Source organism: Bacillus sp. 3103sda1 (assembly GCF_024159135.1).
GTDB classification, from domain to species: domain Bacteria; phylum Bacillota; class Bacilli; order Bacillales; family Bacillaceae_G; genus Bacillus_A; species Bacillus_A rhizoplanae.
The window spans coordinates 2387793-2412713 of record NZ_JAMYWS010000001.1 but is presented as its reverse complement, the minus strand read 5'-3'; the positions used below and the strand labels follow the sequence as shown (position 1 = coordinate 2412713).

The window sequence follows — 24921 nt, the reverse complement described above, 5'->3', positions numbered from 1 at the left end:
TACATGCGAAAATATTTACCATGATTGCAAATTTGCTAACACTTGAAATGAAAGGGTTTTCAAGTGTTAGCATCGCAGTATTCGGAATTCAATCAAGAAATTCTATAAAAATAAGGCGATTTTATAAGGGAAATAAGTTGGCATGATAATTGCTTATATAAATTACGTAAAGAGGTAGGATGCATAAGCAAACATGAGAAGGAGAGATACTTGATGAAATATAACTTTGACCAAGAAATCTGTCGCTTGGGCACTGACTGCGAGAAATGGGATAGTCTTGAAAATAAATTTGGTGTAAAGGATGTTATTCCGATGTGGGTGGCCGATATGGATTTCCAGTCTCCGCAGCCTGTTATCGAAGCGTTAAAACAGCGGGTGGAGCACGGTGTATATGGCTACGCACTTAGATCAGACTCGTATATGGAATCCATTGCTGGCTGGTTAGAAAGAAGACATCGATGGTCCGTTGAAAAAGAATGGATTACCCACAGCCCAGGCATGATTCCGGCCTTATCGTTGGCCATTCAGTCTTTTACGAAACCAGGGGACAAAATTATTATCCAACCGCCTGTATACCATCATTTTGCCCGTGTAATCGAAGCGAACGGCCGTGAAATTGTAAACAACCCGCTTATGCTTGAAAATGGGCGTTATTCCATGGATTTTGAAGATTTAGAGGCAAAGATAGATTCAACGGTAAAAATGTTGATTCTTTGTAGTCCTCATAACCCAATCGGAAGGGTATGGAGCAAAGAAGAATTGACGAGATTGGGACAGCTTTGTATGAAGCATAGCATTCTTGTTGTAGCAGATGAAATTCATTTTGATTTTGTTTATAAACCACATACTCACATTCCTTTTGCGTCTATTGCAGAAGAGTTTGCGAATCACTCCCTTACCTGCATTGCGCCAAGCAAAACTTTTAACCTGATGGGTGTGCAGACGGCAAGTATTATTATTCCAAATCAGCAACTGCGCGATAGGTACGATCAAGAACTTCATACATTATCCATTGGTTCGCCAAACATATTTGGCGTTGTTGCGTTAGAGGCTGCTTACCGCTATGGAGAAGAATGGCTGGATCAACTCCTTGAATATTTGCAGGGGAATTTGGAGTACACTCTGAGTTACTTCAGCAACAACATTCCGCAAATCAACGTCATCCAGCCAGAAGGCACATACCTTGTATGGCTGGATTGCCGGGAATTGTGTTTTTCAGTTAAAGAATTGGATGAATTTATGTTACGTAGAGCAAGAGTTGCAATGAATGAAGGATACATCTTCGGTATGGAAGGTGAAGGATTTATGAGGCTCAATATTGCTTGCCCGCGTTCGATGTTAAAAAATGCGCTGGGTGAAATAGAAAAAGCTGTCGCTTCTTTGTGCAAGGCTTAGTGAGTTATTTCATGATAAAATGGTTTTATTATTCCATATAACGTTATAGCAAAGGAGGATAATATGGCAGGCTTTATTGGCATACAGCAATTTATTCAAGACTACGCTGAGAACACGGCAGAAATCCTTGGTTTGGATATAACTGTGCTTGATGAAAAGGGCGTTCGCATTAGCGGGACTGGCTATTATAAAGAGCTCATTGGCAAAGCGGCTCCGGAAGGCTCCTTTTTCAGAATGATATTAGAAACAGGAGAGCCTGGAGTGATCTATGATGTAAAAAAAGATGAGTCGCAATGCCTGAGTTGTAAATTCGTGAATCAATGCAAAGAACTCGCTACCATCGGTTTTCCTATTGTAAAGCAAGAAAAAACAGTTGGCGTCATCGGCATGATTGGTTTTTCCCATGAACAAAAGGAAAAAATGCTTATAGAAGCAGAGAAGCTGATACAGTTTTTAAGCAATGTCAGTATATTGTTAGTCAATAAATTAGCAATGCTGGACCTTAATAAAGAAACGGGTTGCAAAATTCAAGAGGATATCCCGACCCCTCCGAAAGCCATTTCTTTTGAAAACATTCTTGGTAAAGATTCTGGGCTTCAAGATGTGATTAAAAAAGCAAGACGGATTATAAACAGCCCATCTACTGTCCTGATTAGGGGAGATAGTGGTACGGGGAAGGAATTATTAGCCAAAGCGATACATTTTGAAAGTAAGCGCCGAATGCATTCATTTATAGCTGTCAATTGCGCCGCCATACCTGAAAGTTTGTTGGAAAGTGAGTTGTTTGGTTATGAGGGGGGATCATTTACCGGCTCAAAACGGAATGGGAAAATAGGGAAATTCGAATTAGCACACAATGGAACCATTTTTCTTGATGAAATTGGGGATATGCCCCTTTTTATGCAACCAAAATTATTACGGGTTTTACAGGAAAGAGAGATTGAAAGAATCGGTGGAAAAAAAGCAATCGGGATTAATGTACGGGTGATTGCGGCCACTCACCGAAACCTGGAAGAAATGGTGCAGAACGGAACCTTTCGCGAGGATTTGTACTATCGTCTCAATGTCATCCCCCTCCATACTAAACCTTTGCGAGAGCGGTGTGATGATATCGCCTTGTATCTCGAACATTTCATTCATAAACATTGCAAGATCATGCAAAGGTATCCAATGAGACTTGATCCCATGCTGGAACAATGGCTTATACACTATGACTGGCCGGGGAATATACGGCAGCTAGAAAACGCTGTAGAATATATGGTCAATATGGCCGAATCAGATATTATCGGCTTCCATGATTTACCTGACTATGTATTTCAAAAGGATCATCTCTCAGTCGAGAGTAGGGGATTGAGTTTAGAACAAATGATTTCAGAATATGAAAAAGACGTGATCCAGAGCTACTTCCTAGCTGAAAAATATCGAAATGATAAAGAACAAATTGCTCGGGAACTACAGATTAGCCTGTCTACTCTTTATCGCAAGTTGGAAAAATATAAATTATGTTAACTTCATTAATAAGATAACTATTTTTCTTGATTAAAAGTTAATTGAAATTCAAGAGGGAGAGTGCTTATATCATTTTCTCGCCTGTATTTTCAGAGAGGGGTGAGGACAAAAGAAGGAGAGACATCTTTTCAAATAACTGAAATTTCTAAAAATTGAACAAGAGAGATAAACAGCCAGATACGCCAGCATACAAATTGTATTTGAAATATGAGTAAATAGGGGGTCATGCTATGGGGAAATTAGAAGCAGAGTTAAGTAACGTCCTTGAAAAGCGAAATTCAGACGGATCATTACAACGGAAGCTGAAATCTAGACATTTAACGATGATGGCTATTGGCGGCGCTATTGGAACGGGATTGTTTGTATCCAGCGGATCAACGATTAGCACTGCAGGGCCGGGAGGAGCGCTTGCTGCATTCATTCTGGTCGGAATCATGGTTTATTTTGTCATGAATAGTTTGGGAGAGCTATCGGCCTTCTTACCGGTCCCAGGGGCCTTTGACATCTATGCCTCAAAGTATGTTGATCCTGCGTTAGGCTTTGCGTTAGGTTGGAACTATTGGTATACAACCGCGATTACGGTTCCTGCGGATTTGGTGGCCTCTACCCTTATTATGAAGTATTGGTTTCCAAACGTATCTTCTCTTTTGTGGAGCGCACTATTTCTGGGGTTGTTGCTAATCTTAAATGTTTTATCAGTCAAGGCATTTGGGGAAAGTGAATACTGGTTTGCCAGTATTAAGGTCATCTCGATCATCGTGTTTCTCGTTATTGGGGTTGCCATGATTTTTGGGATTATGGGAGGACATGCGGTCGGGCTCAGTAACTTTACACAAGGAGATGCTCCTTTCCATGGCGGGCTTATATCTATCTTTAGTGTAGTGCTCGTTGCCGGTTTTGCATTTCAGGGAACCGAAGTGATTGCGACGGCCGCTGGTGAAACTGATAATCCATCGAAAAACGTACCAAAAGCGATTCGTTCAATCTTTTGGCGAATCCTCATCTTTTATGTGTTGACGATTTTTGTTATCGGCTTGATTATCCCTTATACAGATCCGAACCTACTTAAATCGGGCGTTCAAAATGTTTCTATCAGCCCATTCACACTCGTTCTTCAAAGAGCTGGGTTGGCATTTGCTGCTTCCGTCATGAATGCCGTGCTCCTTACGTCTGTTTTATCAGCAGCGAATTCAGCAATGTATGCGTCTTCACGTATGCTATGGGCGTTGGCGAAAGAAGGAAAGGCACCACGCATCTTTGCGCAGCTTAACCGGAAGGGAATTCCCATGTGGGCTCTATGCACGACGGCGATTTTAGGACTTGTCTCCTTTTTGGCTTCCCTTTTTGGGAATGGTTCGGTTTTTATTTGGCTAGTAAATGCTTCTGCTCTTACCGGATTTATCAAATGGTTCGGTATTGCCGTCAGTCATTACCGTTTTCGTAAGGCATATGTGGCACAAGGAAGAGATTTAAATGAATTGCCGTTCAAAGCCAAATGGTATCCGCTGGGTCCAGTTATTACGCTATTATTTTTTGTAGTTTTTATTTTGGGACAGAATCTTTTTTCCGGACATCAAATTAGCTGGGCAGAAATTCTGGCGACGTATATTGGTCTTCCTATTTTCTTGCTTCTCTGGCTTGGTTATAAAATCATTAAGAAAACAAAAGTGGTTCCTCTTATGGAATGTGATTTTGAACGTAAAGAATCATAGGGAAAGCTGTATGTAATGTACAGCGCTTATTTTCAGAGGAACATGAAACAAAATTTCGTTTAAATGAGATTATATTAAAAAAAGAGGTGGTTAATATGATAAAAGAATCAATCGTAACCAAAGAAGCTCCCAAGGCTATCGGTCCTTATTCACAAGGTATTAAAGCAGGAAATGTAGTGTATACTTCAGGGCAGCTACCAATTCATCCTGAAACCGGAGAAATGCCTGATACGATCGAGGAGCAAACAAGGATGTCATTGGAGAATCTCAAGCAAGTTATAGAAGCGGCGGGAGCAAACTTACAGCAGGTAATAAAAACAACGGTTTTTTTAAGTGATATGAATCATTTTGCTGCGATGAATCAAGTATATGGAGAATTTTTTTCGAGAATTATCCGGCTAGAAGCGCGATTGAAGTTGCTCGTTTACCTAAAGATGCTTTAATTGAAATCGAAGCGGTTGCTATGATTTAATGATGGTAATTGAAAAGAGAACGTCAGATTGATATTCTCTTTTCTTTAATTTATATATGGCTAGTCTTAAACAGAGAATACAGGAGGAGATTTAATATGAATTTAGCGCAATTTCCCAGACGGCGATATACACCAACATATACACCCATTGAGAAATTACATCATTTTTCTGAAGTGCTTGGGGGCCCTTCCGTTTATATGAAACGAGATGATTCACTTGGGCTGACGGCTGGTGGAAATAAAACAAGAAAACTAGAGTTCCTTGTTGCCGATGCATTGAAAAAAGGTGCGGATACATTAATTACATGTGGAGGCATTCAATCAAATCATTGCCGTTTAACACTGGCCGCTGCCGTTAAAGAGAAAATGAAGTGTATACTTGTATTGGAAGATGGGCTTTTAACAAATTCTGAGCCAGATTTTAATGGTAACTATTTTCTGTATCATTTACTGGGAGCTGAAAAAGTTAAGGTTGTGCCTAATGGGACGGACTTGATGAAAGAAATGGAGAAAGTAGCTAAAGAGGTAACGGAAGAGGGATATAAACCTTATATAATTCCGGTTGGGGGATCGAATGTCATTGGTGCAACGGGATATGTTGCCTGCGCTCAGGAGATTTTGACACAGTCCTTTGATCAAGGAGTTAATATGAATGCTGTCGTTTGTGTAAGCGGTAGTGGAGGAATGCATGCAGGTTTGGTGACTGGCCTTTATGGAAATCAAAGTAAAATACCGGTAATCGGAATAAATGTAAGCAGAGGAAAAGAGGAACAAGAAGAGAAAGTTTTTCAGCTTGTTAAAGAAACTTCAGCACACATTGGCATACCAAATTCAATCCCTCGTGAGGCTGTTACGTGTTTTGATGAGTATGTAGGACCAGGTTATGCTTTGCCTACGCCTGAAATGGTGGAAGCTGTCAAGCTCATGGCAAGAACAGAAGGGATTTTGCTGGATCCGGTATATACAGGTAAAGCAGCAGCGGGACTCATTGATTTAATACAAACAGGCATCTTTAAGCCGGACGATAACATCCTATTTGTGCACTCTGGCGGTGCCTCAGCGTTATACGCCAATACTTCGCTCTTTGCCCATTCAGCTAAGCTTAATTAAGAATAAATTCAACTAGATTTTTTTTCGCTTTCTAAATAATTAATATAAACTATTTAAAAATTTGCATACAAATAAATCCTATCGGGTTTCGATCTTTTTATTTAAGCTACATTATTACGAAATACGGAATAGTTATATATGACCCCCAAGATATCAAAGACTGTTTTCTTCTCGTAACGATGAGACTTTCGTCCATTTTTATGCAAGAGATTGAACAAACAAAGGAAGATCTTTGATAGTTCTTGGGGATTTTGTTGTAGAGATTGATATATAAGTAGGTAGTAATTTTTGATGGTATAGACTGTTTTATATTCACTTTGCTCTTGTTTCTTCTTAATGAGGAGTAGTTGATGTATTTTGTACATAGTAGAGGAACAAAGAAGAATGCTAATATGATTTTTTTATTTATCACGTTTTGAATACATACTTTTCTAGTTGTCTTTGAAAAAAATAAGTAAGTTGCGATAAATTCAATAAAATCAAGGGAATGAGTGTAAACTTCTATACAAAAGTTTACATTTTATTTATTTTGTTTCACTAGTTCATTTGATGATGATTTGTTTAGGAATCTTCACAGTTATCTTTCTTGGTTATCATAATATGTTTTATCTGCGTATTTTTTATCATTTCCTTTTAGATAGGCTAGGATTATTTTTGGATTTTTAAGTAAAGCCCAGTCTCCATATTTATCAAATCTTCTGCATGAAGTTATCATTCCATTTTTAATTGTACCGAATTTCTTATTATTTTGTTTTCCCCATTCTTTTAACCGTTTAGCGAAATCTGCATCTTCTGCCATAAGCATGTTTTCATTAAATCCGTTGATTGCCATAAAGTCTTTTCTATAGCACCAAAAAATCCCTACAGATATAGCTCCATACTTAAAAGATAAGGGGATTATTATTAATATTGCGGAAACGAATATTCCTAAAGATATTCTTTCAAACTTTCCAGTTACTCCGCCGCCAATGTATTTACCTGAAGCTAAATATTTGTCTGTATTAGACAACATAGACTCTGTCATTTGGCTATCAGCATCTATAGTGATGATTATTTCTCCGCTAGCTATTTCGGCCCCTGCATTTCGGATCTTGGATAAGTTTTTATCGTTATTTTTTAATGTAATACAGTTATACGACTTTGCTATTTCCTCTGTTTTATCTGTGCAACGATTTAAAACAACTATGACTTCAGTTTGATCTTTATATGCCTCTGATGCTTTTGCAATTGAATCCAAACATTTTCTAATGTACTTTTCTTCATTGTGTGCAGGGATTATAATAGAAAACTTCACATCTTTTTTTAAATCGACTCCGGAAGATTCGTTTGTTTCAGTCATAATACTCACCCCTTTTTATAAAGTGAATCTTTACTATATATAACATATATTAACATTTACAGAGTTGTATTATCGAAAATGAAAGTAAACTATTAATAAAAAGTTTACATTGTCTTTTAATCTCTAATAAAAACCTTATGTTGTTAATTCATCCATATTTTATAAATCAAACATATATAATTTCACGTACCATAAAAAATATGTAAATTAAATTTCAGAAATAGGTATACTAACATATCATAAATCCTTCTACAACTAAAATGAAAACCTTCAGCTAAACTGAGCGGTTAAAGAGAGGGAAGAGTGCATGCCACCGTAGTCTAATAAAATATAGTTTTAGTAGACAGCAAGCTGTATAGGATCATTAAGAGTTTGTCCGAGTTAACTTAAGATGTACCTATACAAATGTGATAATTTCAAAATGAAGATTTAGTTGCAATCAGTGGGAAATTTGTCATTCTTTTATTAATGGTTGGCTGTACCAAGAGGAATTTTACTGCCTAAACAATGATTAAGAGGAGTAACATTTTGGGTACATATTTTTTGTAATTTCACATACCATATTTTCTTATAAAAAATAGGAAAAAAAGAAATAGACGTCGAATATATCGTAAGTGTTAGATAAAAGCCAGAGAGAACCAAAAAATAAAAACGAAATATGAGGGATATATATGAAAATGGGGCCAATGGAGGCAGCTAAACAAGTTCTAGCATCTCAATTTCCAACATGTGATGCGGCTCTTTTAGGAGGAAGCATTGCAAGGGGAGAGGGAACGAAAACTTCGGATCTAGATATTATTATTTTTGATGGCAAGCTTCCGTCTGCATATCGTGAATCTTTCATAGCTCACGGGTGGCCTATTGAGGTGTTTGTGCACAACTTTACATCTTATAAAGATTTTTTTGCGAGTGATTGTAAACGTGGTCGTCCTTCTTTGCCACAGCTTGTTGTGGAAGGAATTGTGTTAAAAGATACAAAGGGCATCATACCAGCTATAAAAAAAGAGGCGCAGTACCTATTGGAAAAGGGGCCAAAACCTTGGACAAAAGAAATGATACAGCAGAAACGTTATTTTATTACAGATGTGTTAGACGACCTTATTGGTGCAGCAAAACGAGAAGATGAATTGTTTATCGTAAGTCATCTTGCCACTCTCCTTCATGAGTTTATTTTACGAATGAATAATTGTTGGATGGGACAATCGAAGTGGTTTATGAAGACATTGAAGAAATATGATGAACAGTTTGCCGAAGAGTTTGTAGCAGTGTTTGAACAATTTTATAAAACAGGCGAGAAAGAGCAAGTGATTGTATTTGTGAATGGTATTTTAGACATGTACGGAGGAAGGCTCTTTGATGGTTTTTGTATTGGGAAGGTTGAAAAGTGAGGAGCAATTACAACAATGAATTTACCAAATATTCAATTAAAGGAATTAACATTAGATGATATAGAAGACCGCTATCAATGGTCATTAGATAAAGAGGTAACGAGATATTTAGTAGTTCCAGATCAATATCCACCATTCACATGTGAAGATACAAGAAGATGGATTGAAATGTGTATCAATCGAACAAATGGGTATGAACAAAGAGCGATTTGTTCTGAGGAAGGTGTGCATATTGGGTGGGTAGACTTAAAAAATTTTGATAAAGCAAATAAAAATGCAGAACTAGGAATTGCGATTGGAGATAAGCGATATTGGGGACAAGGATATGGGATAGCAGCATTATATCAAATGCTGCAAGTTGGCTTTGAACAATTCAAATTAGAAAAAATTTGGCTGCGAGTAGATGCAGACAATACGAAAGCAATGAAAAGTTATGAAAGAGCTGGATTTGTATGTGAAGGATTAATGAGAAAAGATCGACTGAGACGAGGAGAATTTGTTAATCGTTATCGTTTTAGTATGCTGAAAGAGGAGTTTATGGAAATGCTACGGAGTGATAACAGTATATACTATCAAAAATAATAAAGTATCTATTGAAGTAATAAATACATGGCCAGAAACATTACATTTTAAACAATATTCGTATTCTATTACATTGAAACATACAACAGAATTTCTAGACTCTATTCCGAAACATTTACCTTTATCTTTGTAGAATAAGGAGGAACTTGAAATGAAGGGAACTACTTTAAATGTAGAGAAAAATAATGGTTATTTTATTTCAACAAATAAAGATTTGTTGCAGATTGATATAATTCATAGTTTTCTCAGTAATGATTCCTATTGGGCAAAAGGAATGCATAAAGAATTAGTTGTAGAAGCGATTAGAAACTCGCCGCTTTGTTATGGTGTATATGATAGCGAAACGAATCAACAAGTAGGTTTTGCAAGAGTCATCACAGATTTTGTTCGCTTTTCTTGGTTAGCAGATGTCTTTATTTTACCTGCATATAGAGGAAAAGGATTAAGCAAGTGGTTAATAGAGGTAATTGTAAAACATCCAAAGCTGAAAGGCACCCGCTTTATGTTAGTTACACAAGATGCTCATACGTTATACGAGCAGTATGGATTTGAGAAAATTACAGAACCAGAGAAATTCATGATAAGAAAGTTAAACATGGGAGTTGTTATAGAAAGCTATGGATTAGAGTTATAATACAAAATACATATAATAATATTATGTAAACTTTAAATTTTTAATGACATAAAAGGAAAATATCTAATTTTGCATAAAAGAAGGGAAGTAGCATAATGATTAGAATCTTAACTGAAACTGATGCGGAAAAGTATTGGAATTTACGTTTAGAAGCATTGCAGAAAAACTCAGAGGCATACGTTACTACATATGAAGAAGCCATTCAAAAGAAAGAACCAATCAAGCAAGCGGCACAAAATTTACGAGCAGAAGGTAACTATACGTTCGGGACCTTTGATGAGGAGAATAAATTAGTGGGAATTGTAACACTATTAACAGAATCAAGAGCAGCACTCCGCCATAAAGGACACATCGTAGGGATGTATGTAAGTTCTCAAAGCAGAGGAAGAGGGTATGCACGTAATCTAATACGCGAAATCGTGAAAAAGGCAAAGACTCTAAATATAGAACAAATTGGTTTATCGGTTGTTTCTGACAATATTGGGGCTAAAAAATTATATCATTCAATTGGATTTGAAACGTATGGTGTAGAAAAAAAGGCATTGAAAATTGGTGAAATATATCGGGATGAAGAATATATGGTGTTATTTTTATAAGAAATATACATAAAAAAGTGAAGTAGATTCAATTGGCTCAGCTAATGTTTTTATAATATTAAAAAATTGAGAGAATAATAGATATCCAAGCAAACTCTATCTCTATCACATGTTTTAAAATAGAGGTAGAGGAGGTGACTAGAATAGTTCGAATTATTGATTACCAAGCAACAGAGCCGATTCGTAAGATAGATGAAACAAAAGCTTTTAATATTCCACAATCTCCAAAAAAAGTTAAATTAGCAGAACTACGTGTTCATATTCCGCGAAAACATGTGCGCGAAAATCATGTGGAACTGATTTTCACTGTTGGTATAAAAGGGATTACTGGTATCGCTCAAGTTGTGTTTAGAATTTTTCGTGATGATCAAGAGATCTTTGTGTCTCAACAAGGGATAGAATCTAATGACTCAGAACAATTTTATATCGTAACATTTCAAGCTATAGACAAGAGTCTAAAACCTGGTTCTCATATGTATCGTGTAACTGCTGAGAATATTACTAATAATACAACAGCAGCTGTTGTCGGACCACTGTCTTTTAGTGCTTTAGCTATAGCAAACGACCATGATCGTGATGAATAATATATAATGAATATAAATTGGGATATTGTGTAGGGGGGGGCTTCTCCCTTCCTTTTGGTAATGAAAGCAGGATTATAATAAAATTATTATTATCAGTCCTCATTTCCGTCGACTATGTCTTGGATTGGAATGAGTCTTGTTATAGTTGGGCTGATTTTACATAGTTATGTGACGTTTATGGAGAAAAAAGAGGAAAAAATAACAGTTTGAGAAGATGATCTTAAATGGTCATCTTTTTTATATTGTATAAAAGAGAGGTTATGTATGAAAACAACCATTCATACTCTCTTTGTATTTTGAGGTGTTCTTTTAGTTTTCGTTAAATATTAAGAAAAATATGATAATATGGAAATGGGATATACAAGAAATTATATTTCCTATATAGCATGGAGGATTTTTTATGAATATAAACGACATAATTGCAAGAACAAAAATACCAAATACGATTCATACAATTGCAAATGATTTGCGAAAGTTAGGTGTTACAGAAGGAATGACAGTTATTGTACATTCATCTCTTAGCTCAATTGGCTGGGTAAGCGGAGGGGCTTTGGCTGTAGTAGAAGCTTTAATGGAAGTTGTTACAGAAGAGGGAACAATTATTATGCCAACGCAAACGAGTGATTTATCTGATCCGAAAAATTGGCAAAGACCACCTGTTCCAGAAAGTTGGTGGAAAATTATTCGTGACAATGTACCCCCGTTTCATCCAGAGACAACACCAACGCGAAGTATGGGGAAAGTAGTGGAATGTTTTCGTACTTATCCAAATACAAAGAGAAGTAATCATCCTTTACATAGTTTTGCAGCGTGGGGAAAGAATGCCGAACAAATTACCGAAAATCACAAGCTTTCTCCTAGTTTTGGGGAACAGTCACCTTTGCAAAAAATGTATGATTTAGATGGATATATATTGCTAATTGGGGTGGATCATGATTCAAATACATCACTTCATTTATCTGAAGTTCATGCGCAATATCGAGATAAAGTACAAATTGGGGCACCGATTATTGAAAATGGAGTTCGTATATGGAAAGAGTATGAGGAATTCGAATATGATTCTGATGACTTTGAGCCGCTAGGAAAGGCATTTGATGAAACAGGAGCGGTTACATATGGAACGATTGGAAATGCATCATGTAAATTAATGAGACAACGAAAAGTCGTCGATTTTGGAACAGAGTGGTTTTTAGAGCAAAAGAAAAAGAAGTAAATATATAAGTAAAGGATGGAGAACATGAAGGGAAAAAAGGTACTAATTACAAGTGGCGGCTGTTTAGAAAAGTGGGATGAGGTACGAGGACATACGAATTTATCGACAGGAAGAATGGGAAGAGTTCTTGCAGAAGAAGCTTTGAAAGCAGGGGCTTCGGTTATATATTTACACGGCTATTTTGCAGAAAAGCCTGAAGCGAATGATAATCTTTCATCCTATTCTTTTGAAGGGATTGTTGATTTACAAGATAAAATGAAACAAATAATTACAAGTGAAAAAATAGATATTGTGATTATGGCAGCGGCTGGCTCAGACTGGATTGTTGATAAAATTGTCGATCGAGACGGAAATGTAATGAATGAAATAGGTAAGTTATCAAGCGATATGCCGCCGGTTATTCATTTTAAGAAAGCTCCAAAGGTATTAGCACAAATTAAACAATGGGATCCGAATGTTGTATTAGCTGGATTTAAATTAGAAAGCGGTGTAAATCAACAAGAATTAGTAAATAGAGCACAAGCTCGAATGAAAGGTTCACAAGCAGATTTCATGGTTGCGAATGCTTCGGATGCGCTATATACCTATGAAACGAATCACTACATTATTTCCAAAGATGGTGAAGTGCAAGTGTGTAACGATAAAACAGATACAGCAAGAAGTCTTATTCATAAAATTGCACTGATGCATTCTGAAAAAGAAGAAGCACTCATTCATTATTGATGGATAAGTGGGAACATATGTATATGTTATGAAAAAATGCTATAGCGTATATTGATCGAAATGAGAGGACGAGAGGATGGAAAATTTATTAAAAAAAGCAATCCAACTGCGCAATGAGAAGAAGTTTGTTCAGTCCAGAGAGATATTGTTGAGTTTAATAAACTTTACGCAAAATCCGGAAGTTTTGTATCAATGTGCATGGACGCATGATGCGATGGGAATGGAAACGGAAGCAGTTCCATATTACGAGAGAGCTATTGAACTAGGACTAGAAGGAGAAAGTTTGCGAGGTGCATATATCGGTTTAGGAAGTACATATCGGTGTATTGGGGAATATGATCAAGCGATTGCTACATTAGAGTCGGGAATAGAACGTTATCCAGATGATGATGCCATGAAAGTGTTTTTATCGATGGTAAAGTATAATATACAATCTCACGAAGAGGCGATGAAACTCCTGCTAGATGTGGTGGTGAAAACAGAAAATGTAAAAACATATGCAAAAGCAATTACATTTTATAAAGAGCGGTTAAATGAAACCTTTAAATAAAATGGTAGAATTACAAGTAAATAACTACCGGCCGAAAGGTGCAACATTCAGTCGGTAGTTAAGAATACTGAATAAACAGCGTCCTTTAAGAGTGCTGTTTATTTCGGAATGATTACAAATGCATTTGGAAGATATCGCATTCCCACGGAAGTTTCAGTTGCGGGTTTAAGCTGTAATTCTCCTTTATAAATCATCGTTGAAGAACCTCCACCGTCTAAGGCAAATGCATCTATACATCCATATTTTTGGAACAGGGATACCATATCTCTCATAGAAGCACCACGATGATTCTTGTTCCAATAAAATCTTCCGTCTGTTACAATCATTATTACATTCCCTTGTGAATCTTGTCCGATTCCTGTTCGAGGTGCCCAGCCATATGCTTCTTCAACTTGATCCGTCACCATATCTTTTCCGTCCACAACTAGTTGCGGTCCGAATGTGACAGCTTGTGTTACGTTCATATGTTTTAACTCATTAATGGAGTATGTTCCTGTAATGAATTGTCCTTTGTTTGTGAATCCACAAACAACATTACGTGCATCTCGACTAAATCCAGGCTCCGAACGAATAACGCCATCAGAAATTGCAATCCCTATGACTTCTCCGCCGCGCCCAACACCTCCTGGATCTTTAAATCCACCTGCGTTGATACCTCCAATAGCTCCATTTTGTTCAATGAGTTCAGATAATGGTTGTCCCTGGTTATGATATTTGGAACTTACTAAATGAATGGTAGTCGGATCGTTAACCTTCATTATTTTTGCTGTGAAATGTGGATCTTCGAGCGTTTCAACAGTTACAGATAAAGGGTGTTTTTTACGCGACAACGAAAAATTGGGAAGTTTTGATTTTTGGGTGGACGGTGCATAAATGGCAGTGTTCAATTGCTGAATTTCATTTTTTGACAAAAGCAATCTTGCGAATTGCGGGTGTTGTGATGACAGAATAGATCCTCCGATCATTTCGCGAAGTTTATGGCCAGCGCTTGTACCGTACAACCAAATCACTCCTCCTGCTAGGACAATGAGGAGTACGAGACTTATTCGTTTTATTCCCTTTTTTATCCGTCTTTGCATATGAATACCTTCTTTTTTCATAGTATGTCACATTTGTTATTTTTCAACACAATTAAAAAACTGGTAAGCATAAAGCTTACCGGTTTTCGTCGTAAAAATTAGAAAAATATGATAAAATGAAAGGGTAACTCATGGTCAGGGTGGTTGTTCCATTATCACTTCTCTAATGAAGGGAGGTGATAATTTGAGCGAACTTTCGTTACTTTTGCAAGGTGGTCTCTTTCTCATTGCATTGTTGACGTTTGTTGTGTTATTAATTGACAAGCTCAAAAAATAACAACCCACTCTACGCCAATAGAAGGTGGGTTGTTCAATTCGTAAGAAACAAATAGGATAATGAATAATCCACTCTGATGAGTTATATGGGACTAGTGTGTTGCCGCACACTAGTCTTTTTCTATTCATATGCTAATTTGATTTATTTATGTGATTGTATCGCTCTTTTCATTGTTATTATAGCATAATCCTGTTTATGTAAGAAAGGAGACCGTATGTTCTTATTTTTGTAATCATATCGCTTGTTTTTTAAGATTGAATTCCGCTTGTTGTTTTAAATAATCCATTCATATATTCTTTTAAACTCTTTTTGTAAAACTCTTGATTGATTGTATCATTTACACCAACAATTGGCGACGGAAGGTCATATGTTTTTTGAGAAAGGTGAACAACGACATCGAACACATCAAAGAGGCGAATAAAACAGAATAATCCATCTTTGTCACTTAATAAGATAAAATAATGATTTTGGCAATCGGTATTTAATGTGTTCCACAATGAACTTTTGCTTAAATCTCGTACAATATTTCTATCTTTTAATTCGATAAAATCTACATTGAATAAAATATTAGAAATGGCAACTGCATCTGGATCATGAAAATAGCCATCTATTGTATGTACAGCAAATAAATAAGCCATTTTCAATAAACTCATTTTATATTTGCGATTATCAAGCAGTAATTCGCGTTGAATGGAACCGGAAACTTTTTTTACTCGTTCTTCTTTCCATATTTCATCATGAAGTGAGATATCATGTCTTTGACATAGTTTCATAATAAGGGAATTTGAAAATTGAAATTCGTCGGTATCAGTTTCATCATTTGTATATTCTTCATCATATATATCTAGAAGAGGGGAATCAATTTGATGTTTAAGTTGATCAATTTTATACTGTATTAATTTATGGCTAATTAATGGACGATCTACATTTGTTACTATTCTTTCATGACATGTTTCACACACTGTATCGATATAGTAATATCCACATAACATTTCTGGAATAACATATTGTTCTATACATTGTTTTTCTTTTTCTCTACATATACTACATACCGTCATACCTATCACCTTTTAGTTGAAAATTTTTATATGTCTTTATTGTAGTGTATTTATTTATGTTTTGGAATAAAGAACGAAGAAATAGCATGTAAAATTTTGTTTTGATTTGTTACAATGAGAGGAGAAATTTTAAAGGAGGCTTTTTTTTGAAATCGAAAGCTCATTTTTGGACATTAGAAGTGCTGATGGTTGTAACGATTATTTTTATCTGTACAAAAATTTCGTTTTTATTTCAGCCAATAGGTATTTTTATCTCCACATTGTTTTTCCCTATTTTAATTGCTTTATTTCTTTATTTTATGTTTAATCCAGTTCTTGTTTTTTTAGAGAACAAGAAAGTGCCACGTAATTTGGCTATTTTGTTACTGTATATATTCCTTATTGCATTAATAGCTGTTGCAGTTGGTTTTGTGGTCCCAACTCTTTCCCATCAACTTATGGATTTAGTAAAGAATATGCCAACTTATATTCAGGTGGGGAAAGAATACATAACAGATTTATCACATCATAGGTTATTTGAATGGCTTACATCACAAAATTATGTTTCACTAGATGTATTAGAAAAGAGTGCCCTTAATTATTTGAAAGAGATACCAGATACGCTTACATCGAGTGCGACTGTATTAGTTGGTATTATTACAAACGTTGCATTAATTATTTTCACAGTTCCATTTATTTTGTTTTATATGTTTAAAGATGGACATAAATTTCCTGGAGCAGCAGTTCGTTTTTTACCAGAGGCGTATCATGAAGAAGGGCGTCATGTTTTAAAAGAAATGAATGAAACCCTTGCTGCATACATTCAAGGTCAATCGATGGTTTGTTTATTTGTTGGGGCTTTCACATTTGTCGGTTATTTAATTATCGGAATGCCATATGCTTTTGTTTTAGGAGTTGTGGCAGCAGTTACGAATATCATTCCAAACTTAGGTCCGTTTATTGGGGCGGCACCTGCGGTTATTGTTGGACTATTTGTATCACCGATGCAAGCGTTATGGGTTATTGTTATCGTAACGATTGTTCAGCAATTTGAAAGTAATATTCTATCACCGCGAATCATGAGCGAAAAATTAAACATTCATCCGTTAACGGTTATCGTGTTGATTCTTGGTGTCGGAAATTTTGCAGGAATTATCGGGATGATTTTAGCTGTACCAACATATGCTGTGACGAAAACAGTCGTTTTAAATGTAGTAAGGCTATTTCAATTGAAAAAAAATAAGAAGTAGAAAAAAGACCAGTTACGTATTGTAGCTGGTCTTTTCATGTTTTATTACCAATAGTATGATTTTATTCCAGTAGTAGATTTTGCAAACTATTTTTCTGTATGTTACAAACTTGACAAAGATAATTTTTAATAGTGCCGTATTTTTCTATAATTTCATTGTAAATCTCATCTAAATATTCACACCGTACCTCTAACATTGGTTTTAAACGTTCGGGTGAGATTTGAAAAGATTCATCCATCTAATAATTTTTTTGACTTTTTTCATAGCTTTCATGAATATATCTCCAGTTACCTATAATGAAATTCTTTTAAATACTTATCTTCGTTTATTTAACATCCTCACACAAGATTATGATTTGTTATGCAGAGTCTATCTCCACAATCCAAACCATAATTCGCTGCTTTGACAAAATCATTACAAACATCTCCTTTCATCGTTATTTGTTATTAAAAAATTAAAGGTGGTTATAAAACGAAATTTGACGATCTTTTACTTCGTCCATGATCTTTTGAACACATTGTTCATGTTCAAGTTCTTCTTTAGATAGACGGGTTTTTTGAATCGTAATCGTTAAAAAGAATACATGAAATGTCATATACTGTTTACTCCTCTCAAGTGTATAAATTTGTAAGAAGGCGAAAATCGCACAAAAAAGCCACAGGAAGACAAAGTGCTCCTGCGGCAAGGCGTGAAAAAGCCACAGGAAGGCATTCGACCTCCTGTGGCAGAATTATTTAAATCATAATAAAGGCGATTTTCAATTCTCCATATGGGTGGTCGAATATATATTTGATTGTGAGACAGATGCAACATAAACACTTATTTTCATCATTTCATTCGACCTCCTTTGGAAATTTTTTCTTACTTAAGTAAGTATATACAATTAGGTAACTTTTGTAAACCTTAAAATGTAAAAATAGGGTAAAAGTTTTGAATTTTAATGAAATTGTACAATTTCTAAGGGAGATGTTGTGGTGTATAACGAACTATTAGTGTGAGGAGGGATGGAACAACTACTTTTAACATTTTAATAATAGTAACCTTTTCTTGCCTAAGACAAAAGTGAATAATTGGAAAAATATAAATTGTAAGTAAAAAATATGTATAAAAGAATACACTTGTAGAAGGAGGGATGGGGATGAAAGGTTGGAAAGATGACGTTTTTAAAATACTTGGAGTATGGTCGCTACTTGGTGCTTATATCATTTTAACGATGACTATGCGCTACTCATGGTCTACGCTGTATCAAAGTTTAGCTGTAATAGGGGTACCTGTTATTGGAATAGTGTGGTATTTCGCGATAAGAAATTTAATGTTTGCGAACACGTTGTTTATAAGAGGCATGCGTGTAACCTTATATCTCGCTTATGCGTGGTCATGTTGGATGCTTCGAAATATTTACGGTGTAGAAAACGAAGAAGTATGGCTCTCAGTTAGTTGGTTACTTCCAGCATTATATCTTTATGTAACCGACAAAAAAGCAGAATGGTATGTGCTTGGAGGCGGAGCATTACTTTTCTTTTTATCAACGATAGACGAAATAACGTGGTTTGCTGTTTCAGATAAATGGCAATCTATTATAATAACTATCGCTTCGCTAATATGGTACCGAATTGAATTGAAAATGCCGGGGCGTTATTTATTTTACACAACTAGTTTATTAGGATTATGGATGGTGTACCTTGAAAATTTATACGAAGGAGGAGAGCCTAACTATTTGATCAAAGTAGTGTGCGCAATCCTCATGACGGTCATGTACTTTATTATATTTAAAAAGATAAAAGAAGGAAATGTATATAAAATAACAGCTGGTGCAATCTTAACGGCGTGGTCATTATATGCATTGATAGACATAACCAATCTATTTACAAATTTAACTATGAATATCTCTTATATATTAATGGGACTTGTCGGTTTGTTTGTCGTAATTTCACAACAATTTTTTACTTGGCAAGAAAAAAAGAATCAAACACAAACAAATCCTCGAAAAATCGGAGAATATGTGCTGTATGTTTTAGTAAGCTCAATAGGAAGTGTTCTTTTCCTTGCAAGTCTTTATTTTATTTTATGGGAAACATTAAGAGAAAGCAGCGTAATCATGATTGTAAGCGCTACGCTCAGTGTGCTTGGAATATGGGGATATAAAAAAATAACAGCAAAATTTTTACGTGTTTTTTTATTTGTTTTCGCTATCATGGCGGGAATTACAACATTTGTAACAGATCATCATTACATATGGGGAGTGTTGTATGCTGGTTGTATTTTTGCGTATTGGATGTTCGCAAAACATAAGGCAGAACAACATAGTTTATGGTGGTTATTGGAAGGAATTATACTTAGTGAATGTATGAGAGGTGCGGACTTTTCAACAAGTATGGGCTATCTCGTACTCATTCATATCGGATTTTTCATTTTTGCGATTGCACGAAAAAATGAATTTTTATTACGAAATAGTGTTGGGTTTGGAATGATGTATGTATTTTTCTATTTGTTAGAGAAATACGAAGGTGCAGATTCTTGGTTTATTGTAATCGTACATGGTGGATATACATTACTTCTTGTGTTAGGCATGCTATATGTAAAGGATTCTGTAATTAAACGGATTGGTATCGTTATTTATTTGTTTACGAATCTTATTATGTATGAAACAAATTATATTGGAAACTATGGATTGAGTTGGATGTTATTTCTTGCAGGGGTTGTATTGTTACAAACGAAAAAACAGCAAAAACAAGAGAACATTGTAAAATATAACATAACATACAAGAAAAAATATATATGGTTAGTAGGTATACTTTCTACTTTTATTTTATTAGGTACTGTTACACAGCAAGAATGGAACTATTATAACGGTAATACCGTGTTACTAGAATTAGAAAATCCAGTTAAGGAATTAGGAAATGTGAAAAAAGCCTGGTTTTCTTTCAAAATAGAAGCGGAAGCAAACGAAATGATGCTGAATCGTGAAATACAAAAAGAAACAAAAACACCTGTGTTTATAAAATTGAAAAAAGGACAGGGAGAGAGTTATCGAATAGATAAAATAAAGCTTAATAACTACCCGAAAGAAAAAGGTATCTGGATAAAAGGATATATGAACTATGGGTATGTTACGATAGGAAGTACACGTGAAGTTCCTATTACCCTTGTAAAAGGGGAGGGGCTGTATGCAAAAGTGCAAATTGCAAAGAACGGAAATAGCAGAGTAATTGAAATTCAGTGAAAGTAAAATGTGCATGAGTGGGAACAAGGCATAAAAGGTATTTTTTCAGACTGTGGAGAAAAGTTTCTCTACAGTCTGTTTTTGGCTATTTTGGATTACCCACATGTCTTTCCAAAGGCATGGTATGCCTACTCTTACTTGATCTGTAAGGTTACCAGTTAAATAATTTCCATATTATCTTAATTTCTTTGACTCTTCGTGAAGTATAGCTTGGCTGAGGACTACAAAATCAATAAGAAATTTAATCTCCTGGTCATTATATTTTTTGAATAGTTCTCTCATGGATTGGCTAAAAGAAGTGAAGAGAGGAAGAATCTCTTTCTCCACTTTTTCAAGATTTACATGAATGATGACACGTCTGCGGTCGTTCAAATCTTTATCTCTGTACACATAATTAGTTTTTTCAAGCCTGTCAATTACACCAGTAACGGTCCCCGTCGTAAATCCAGTCATTTCGGCCAGCTTGCCGGCAGTCATAGGATAGTTCCGTAAAATAACATCCAGGCATTTGTGATCCGTTGAATTCAATCCCAGTTTTTCAGCCATATTTTGATGGAACATGATTGTTTCCGTGCTGAAGTTTCGTAATTCCTCATTAAACAATTCAAATAATTGTTCCCTCGACAGATTTTCTAGTGACATTTTAATAAACCTCCGCATATAATATTTTATCTCACGAGATAAGATATTTATAAAACGAGATAAGAAACCTATTTAATATATTATATAAAAACAATACCAATTCAATGCAAGCAAATAATTTGTAGTCGTTAGGCGCGGAAATGTCTTATATGAGTGGGAAAATAAACTGAAAGGTGTTTTTTATGAATTCACTGAAAGAAGTTCTTACGCAAGAAAAAGAGATTACGATTCATACGCTTGCAAATTACATGAACCAATATACCCGTAATAATTGGAAATCCGTATTGCAGGAAAATCAATTGGAGTTTCAGGATGCATTTGATAAGTCAGGGGAATTTGCTTACGGTGTCTTCGGACGTAAGTTGTTCGGACCTTTGATCAAAGAAATTGAGCGTGAAGGGTTTGTCTTGGAGTCGGACCATTTGGCTTCTTCCGTAGAGTATTGGGGGCCGACGGTACTCTGATGGGAAGCTTGGTCACCCGTGTCTTTCACGATCATACTCAGTTTCGTATACCCCGTTCACCGGATATTATAGCACTTGAGAAGACGGAAAGAAGCGAGATTGTCGAGGCATTTTCGCGCGCTTCCACCCGTATCACCAAATATAACGAATTTACTGGTACATTTTTAAGCGAAAAAATTGACAGTGGCGAACAAAAGGACCCTGGTTGGGAATACAGTGTTGAGGTCGGATTGGGGGATTATCTTGAAATCGATAACCCCGAAATGAGCGAGGGAATGTTTGATCACGCTCTTTCTCTTTGGGGACGCAATAACTGGGAACTAACGTCAGTCGTTCCCTATCAGGGACGTCTAATCGCATTCTTTAAACGTCCTGTTTTCGGAAGAGAGAAGACATGAAGATAATCACAGTAGTTAACGACTTTCTAAGAGGTAGTACCATGAGAATTAAAAACTTAGTCGTTGCTTCAATCAATAAAAACGAACTCTCCGTATAGTCTTGCTTATCTGCAAAAATCATCTCTGTGAGTAGATTGCGCTTGGGCACACGATTATTGGTTCTACCTAAAATTGTATCCTTTCCCCCGGGTATCTTCTCCTCCTTGACGTACTGATATCTGGAGGTTTTTGCTTATTTTTCTTGAAGTACACTTTAGTCAAAAAGCTGTGACCCTTGTCGTTCCTTTTTCAAGTAAAAGGTCAAAACTTAAACACAGGGTCTTCAACAATCTGACCCGATTCTTGAATTAAGAGAGACTTTTTGCTCCACTAAATAAAATAGAAAAAAAGATAATGTTCTATATACATTTTGTATTTGATTTAGTAATCATAACATCACTTATCAGTAGTCCATATATCTAAGAATCCACAAAAATACCATCCAGGTCAATTCTGAAGGGTATTCATATTTACATAATCAAGTGTTATCGGAAGTGGCTTATCTTTTTTTGTATTCTTATTTATTTCAATTATGGAAAATTAATAAAATATTCTGTTCAATAATTAGTAAACAATTTACAATGATAATATCAAAGAACAAGGAGGTAATTTACATGAAAAACGTGAAGATTCAAACCGTACAAACATATAAGGGTGAAACACTTTCTTAAATGTAAACGCCGTACTCCCTTATATGTGTCATTCCAAAAACACTAAAAAGGGGTAAATTATGAGTTTTCCAGTTAAAAAATTTTTCTCCTACTACAAACCGTATTTAAAGCTGTTTTTAACTATATTGGCATGCGCCTTAATCGTATCTTCAGTGTCTTTGGTGTTTCCTTTACTTGTTCGGTATATTACGAAGGACGTTCTTGAAGGGGACTTGTCAACCGCGCTAAGTAAAGTATTATGGATCGGCGGGCTGATGCTTGTCTTGGTCGCAGTTCAAAACATAGGGAACTACTTTGTGGACTATAAAGGTCATGAAGTAGGTGCGCGGATGGAAAGTGATATGCGTAGTGAGCTGTTTGCACACATGCAAAAGCTTTCTTTTAGTTTTTACGACAAGGAAAAGACAGGCCAGCTCATGTCTCGGATAACAAACGACCTGCTAATGATTTCTGAATTTTATCATCACGGTCCTGAAGATTATGTGAAATATATAGTTCGCTTTGTAGGAGCGTTTTTCATTTTATTCTTTATTAACGCTCCATTAACGATTGTCGTTTTCTGCTTTTTGCCAGTGTTAGGTGTCTTTTCTTTATATTTTAACAGGCTCGTGAATAGGGCATTAAGAAGAAACAAAGAACGAATAGGATATATAAACGCACAGGTAGAGGATAGTCTAGCAGGAATCCGCGTAGTAAAATCGTTCGCCAACGAGCACGTTGAAATCGAAAAGTTTAACCGGGAAAATAAACGGTTCCTTAATAGTAGAAAAAAATTCTACAAGACAGAAGCGAACTTTTACAACGGAGTACAAACTTTTATCCAACTGATTACAATTACAGTGGTCATTTTTGGAAGTGCCAAAATCGTCAACAATACGTTAGATTTAGCGGATTTGATTACGTTTCTACTGTATATAAATTTTATGATTGAGCCAATTCAAAAACTGACTCAAATGAATACGCTATTTCAAGAAGGAATTACCGGTTTTCAGCGCTTTATGGAAATCATGAATTTGAAGCCGGCAATCGAAAATAATCCGAATGCAGTGACTCTGCAAGCAGTTCACGGTGAAGTTGAGTTTAAGCAGGTTTCCTTCCGTTACGAAGACCATTTGACCGATGTCCTGGTAAATATGTCACTTCAAATACACCCAGGGGAGTTCGTGGCGATAGTTGGTCCGTCCGGCGTGGGGAAAACGACGTTATGCTCACTCATCCCTCGCTTTTATGATGTGACGGAGGGGGATGTGTTAGTAGACGGTATTAACGTTCGCCATATCGACCTACAGTCCTTAAGAAAAAGTATTGGAATAGTACAGCAAGATGTTTATCTCTTCGCAGGAACGGTAATGGAAAATATTCGATACGGCAATCCAGCAGCCAGTGATGAAGAAATAATGAATGCAGCCAAGCATGCAAATGCCCATGACTTTATCATGAACTTGCCAAACGGCTACCATTCCGAGATTGGACAACGAGGTGTTAAACTTTCTGGCGGTCAAAAACAAAGGGTAAGCATAGCGCGAGTTTTTCTAAAGAATCCACCAATCCTCATTTTAGATGAGGCAACAAGCGCACTAGATAATGAGAGCGAAAACATCATCAAAGCATCGCTTGAACTGTTAGCAAAAGGGCGTACAACGATCGTAATTGCCCATCGTCTTTCCACTATTCGAAATGCCCAACGAATTATCGTAGTAACGAAGGATGGCATTGTGGAACAAGGTACACACGATGCGTTACTTGCAAACAATGGGGTGTATGCAAACTTGTACGCCAAGCAATTCGAATTAACATTATAATCTATTTACTGTCTCATTAAAAAATGTTTTAGACTATAGAAAAAAGTAATAAAAAGTCGATTTCCTGTAAAGAAAATCGACTTTTTATTTGGTGCAATCTATTTAATGTGTAAAATGTCTAGAATTTTATTTAGTTCTCTCATAGAGAGTGAAATTGTTTGATAACTATATCTATTTTCGTTGAATTAAGAAAGATGTATATGTTAAAATGAAAAAATGACCATAGGGTAAT

At 35.9% G+C, this 24921-nt stretch carries 22 protein-coding genes and 4 pseudogenes; 19 read left to right on the top strand and 7 right to left on the bottom strand.

The features are described 5' to 3' along the window. The first annotated feature begins 213 nt into the window (after positions 1-213). The 5 genes and pseudogenes from NKR74_RS11940 to cuyA all read left to right on the top strand — a co-directional run bounded on the left by NKR74_RS11940 (position 214) and on the right by cuyA (position 6198). Positions 214-1395, top strand: a complete 1182-nt coding sequence (locus tag NKR74_RS11940) for a MalY/PatB family protein (RefSeq protein ID WP_253629679.1) — start codon at positions 214-216, stop codon at positions 1393-1395. A 63-nt stretch (positions 1396-1458) separates the two neighbouring features. Beyond that, the gene (locus NKR74_RS11935) at positions 1459-2904 is read left to right on the top strand and encodes a sigma-54 interaction domain-containing protein (RefSeq protein ID WP_253629678.1); all 1446 of its coding nucleotides are present in this window, start codon (positions 1459-1461) and stop codon (positions 2902-2904) included. Between the two features lie 230 nt (positions 2905-3134). After that, entirely contained in the window at positions 3135-4616 is a 1482-nt protein-coding gene (locus NKR74_RS11930) for an amino acid permease (RefSeq protein ID WP_098308646.1), read from the top strand. Positions 4617-4711: 95 nt separating this feature from the next. Further along, positions 4712-5088, top strand: a pseudogene (locus NKR74_RS11925) (RidA family protein). A 96-nt stretch (positions 5089-5184) separates the two neighbouring features. After that, entirely contained in the window at positions 5185-6198 is a 1014-nt protein-coding gene (cuyA, locus tag NKR74_RS11920) for a D-cysteate sulfo-lyase (RefSeq protein WP_253629677.1), read from the top strand. Positions 6199-6299: 101 nt separating this feature from the next. On the opposite strand, the pseudogene NKR74_RS11915 reads toward cuyA, so the two are convergent. Together NKR74_RS11915 and NKR74_RS11910 are read right to left on the bottom strand one after the other, a co-directional pair. Next, positions 6300-6590 (bottom strand): annotated as a pseudogene (locus NKR74_RS11915) (IS4 family transposase); the annotation flags it as partial. Positions 6591-6775: 185 nt separating this feature from the next. Further along, entirely contained in the window at positions 6776-7537 is a 762-nt protein-coding gene (locus tag NKR74_RS11910; RefSeq protein WP_253629676.1) for a glycosyltransferase family 2 protein, read from the bottom strand. Between the two features lie 677 nt (positions 7538-8214). Between NKR74_RS11910 and NKR74_RS11905 the strand changes: the two genes are divergently transcribed. The 9 genes and pseudogenes from NKR74_RS11905 (at position 8215) to NKR74_RS11865 (ending at position 13807) form a co-directional block, all read left to right on the top strand. Continuing rightward, complete coding sequence (locus NKR74_RS11905) at positions 8215-8925, top strand: nucleotidyltransferase domain-containing protein (RefSeq protein WP_098308669.1); 711 nt, start codon at positions 8215-8217, stop codon at positions 8923-8925. 15 nt (positions 8926-8940) lie between these two features. Beyond that, on the top strand, positions 8941-9507 hold the full coding sequence (locus NKR74_RS11900) for a GNAT family N-acetyltransferase (RefSeq protein WP_253629675.1): 567 nt from the start codon (positions 8941-8943) through the stop codon (positions 9505-9507). A 151-nt stretch (positions 9508-9658) separates the two neighbouring features. Next, the gene (locus NKR74_RS11895; RefSeq protein ID WP_098308637.1) at positions 9659-10141 is read left to right on the top strand and encodes a GNAT family N-acetyltransferase; all 483 of its coding nucleotides are present in this window, start codon (positions 9659-9661) and stop codon (positions 10139-10141) included. 95 nt (positions 10142-10236) lie between these two features. Next, positions 10237-10737 carry a GNAT family N-acetyltransferase gene (locus NKR74_RS11890; RefSeq protein WP_253629674.1) on the top strand — a complete coding sequence of 167 codons (501 nt, stop codon included), beginning with the start codon at positions 10237-10239 and terminating at the stop codon, positions 10735-10737. A 143-nt stretch (positions 10738-10880) separates the two neighbouring features. After that, positions 10881-11321: an exosporium protein C gene (locus tag NKR74_RS11885; RefSeq protein ID WP_253631140.1), complete on the top strand. Its 441-nt coding sequence runs from the start codon at positions 10881-10883 to the stop codon at positions 11319-11321. A 105-nt stretch (positions 11322-11426) separates the two neighbouring features. Further along, positions 11427-11531: pseudogene (locus tag NKR74_RS11880) on the top strand (multidrug resistance efflux transporter family protein); the annotation flags it as partial. A 190-nt stretch (positions 11532-11721) separates the two neighbouring features. Further along, positions 11722-12534 carry an AAC(3) family N-acetyltransferase gene (locus NKR74_RS11875; protein WP_301287688.1) on the top strand — a complete coding sequence of 271 codons (813 nt, stop codon included), beginning with the start codon at positions 11722-11724 and terminating at the stop codon, positions 12532-12534. Positions 12535-12549: 15 nt separating this feature from the next. Next, entirely contained in the window at positions 12550-13257 is a 708-nt protein-coding gene (locus tag NKR74_RS11870) for a phosphopantothenoylcysteine decarboxylase domain-containing protein (protein ID WP_253629673.1), read from the top strand. A 76-nt stretch (positions 13258-13333) separates the two neighbouring features. Beyond that, positions 13334-13807: a tetratricopeptide repeat protein gene (locus NKR74_RS11865; protein ID WP_253629672.1), complete on the top strand. Its 474-nt coding sequence runs from the start codon at positions 13334-13336 to the stop codon at positions 13805-13807. A gap of 98 nt (positions 13808-13905) precedes the next feature. On the opposite strand, the gene NKR74_RS11860 is transcribed toward NKR74_RS11865, so the two are convergent. Further along, positions 13906-14886, bottom strand: a complete 981-nt coding sequence (locus NKR74_RS11860) for a phosphodiester glycosidase family protein (protein ID WP_253629671.1) — start codon at positions 14884-14886, stop codon at positions 13906-13908. 184 nt (positions 14887-15070) lie between these two features. Here NKR74_RS11860 and NKR74_RS11855 point away from each other — a divergent pair, with 184 nt between their 5' ends. Beyond that, a complete protein-coding gene (locus tag NKR74_RS11855) occupies positions 15071-15163 on the top strand; it encodes a putative holin-like toxin (protein WP_098308626.1) in 93 nt (30 codons plus the stop codon). Positions 15164-15411: 248 nt separating this feature from the next. On the opposite strand, the gene NKR74_RS11850 is transcribed toward NKR74_RS11855, so the two are convergent. Beyond that, positions 15412-16221: an HNH endonuclease gene (locus NKR74_RS11850; RefSeq protein WP_253629670.1), complete on the bottom strand. Its 810-nt coding sequence runs from the start codon at positions 16219-16221 to the stop codon at positions 15412-15414. A gap of 146 nt (positions 16222-16367) precedes the next feature. Between NKR74_RS11850 and NKR74_RS11845 the strand changes: the two genes are divergently transcribed. Further along, positions 16368-17450, top strand: coding sequence for an AI-2E family transporter (locus NKR74_RS11845; RefSeq protein WP_253629669.1), 1083 nt, complete (start codon positions 16368-16370; stop codon positions 17448-17450). A gap of 61 nt (positions 17451-17511) precedes the next feature. Here the strand turns inward: NKR74_RS11845 and NKR74_RS24130 are convergent, their stop codons facing one another. Together NKR74_RS24130 and NKR74_RS11840 are read right to left on the bottom strand one after the other, a co-directional pair. Continuing rightward, complete coding sequence (locus NKR74_RS24130) at positions 17512-17688, bottom strand: tyrosine-protein phosphatase (RefSeq protein ID WP_141525014.1); 177 nt, start codon at positions 17686-17688, stop codon at positions 17512-17514. Positions 17689-17904: 216 nt separating this feature from the next. Next, a complete protein-coding gene (locus NKR74_RS11840; RefSeq protein ID WP_098308620.1) occupies positions 17905-18045 on the bottom strand; it encodes a YrzI family small protein in 141 nt (46 codons plus the stop codon). Between the two features lie 543 nt (positions 18046-18588). Here NKR74_RS11840 and NKR74_RS11835 point away from each other — a divergent pair. Next, a complete protein-coding gene (locus NKR74_RS11835; RefSeq protein ID WP_253629668.1) occupies positions 18589-20673 on the top strand; it encodes a hypothetical protein in 2085 nt (694 codons plus the stop codon). A 174-nt stretch (positions 20674-20847) separates the two neighbouring features. On the opposite strand, the gene NKR74_RS11830 is transcribed toward NKR74_RS11835, so the two are convergent. Next, positions 20848-21315 (bottom strand): MarR family transcriptional regulator, encoded by a 468-nt coding sequence (locus tag NKR74_RS11830; protein ID WP_176524569.1) that lies wholly within the window; start codon positions 21313-21315, stop codon positions 20848-20850. Between the two features lie 182 nt (positions 21316-21497). On the opposite strand from NKR74_RS11830, the pseudogene NKR74_RS11825 reads away from it, so the two are divergent. Then, positions 21498-22177: pseudogene (locus NKR74_RS11825) on the top strand (DUF6022 family protein). 769 nt (positions 22178-22946) lie between these two features. Continuing rightward, positions 22947-24689 carry an ABC transporter ATP-binding protein gene (locus NKR74_RS11820; protein WP_253629667.1) on the top strand — a complete coding sequence of 581 codons (1743 nt, stop codon included), beginning with the start codon at positions 22947-22949 and terminating at the stop codon, positions 24687-24689. Positions 24690-24921 lie beyond the last annotated feature (232 nt).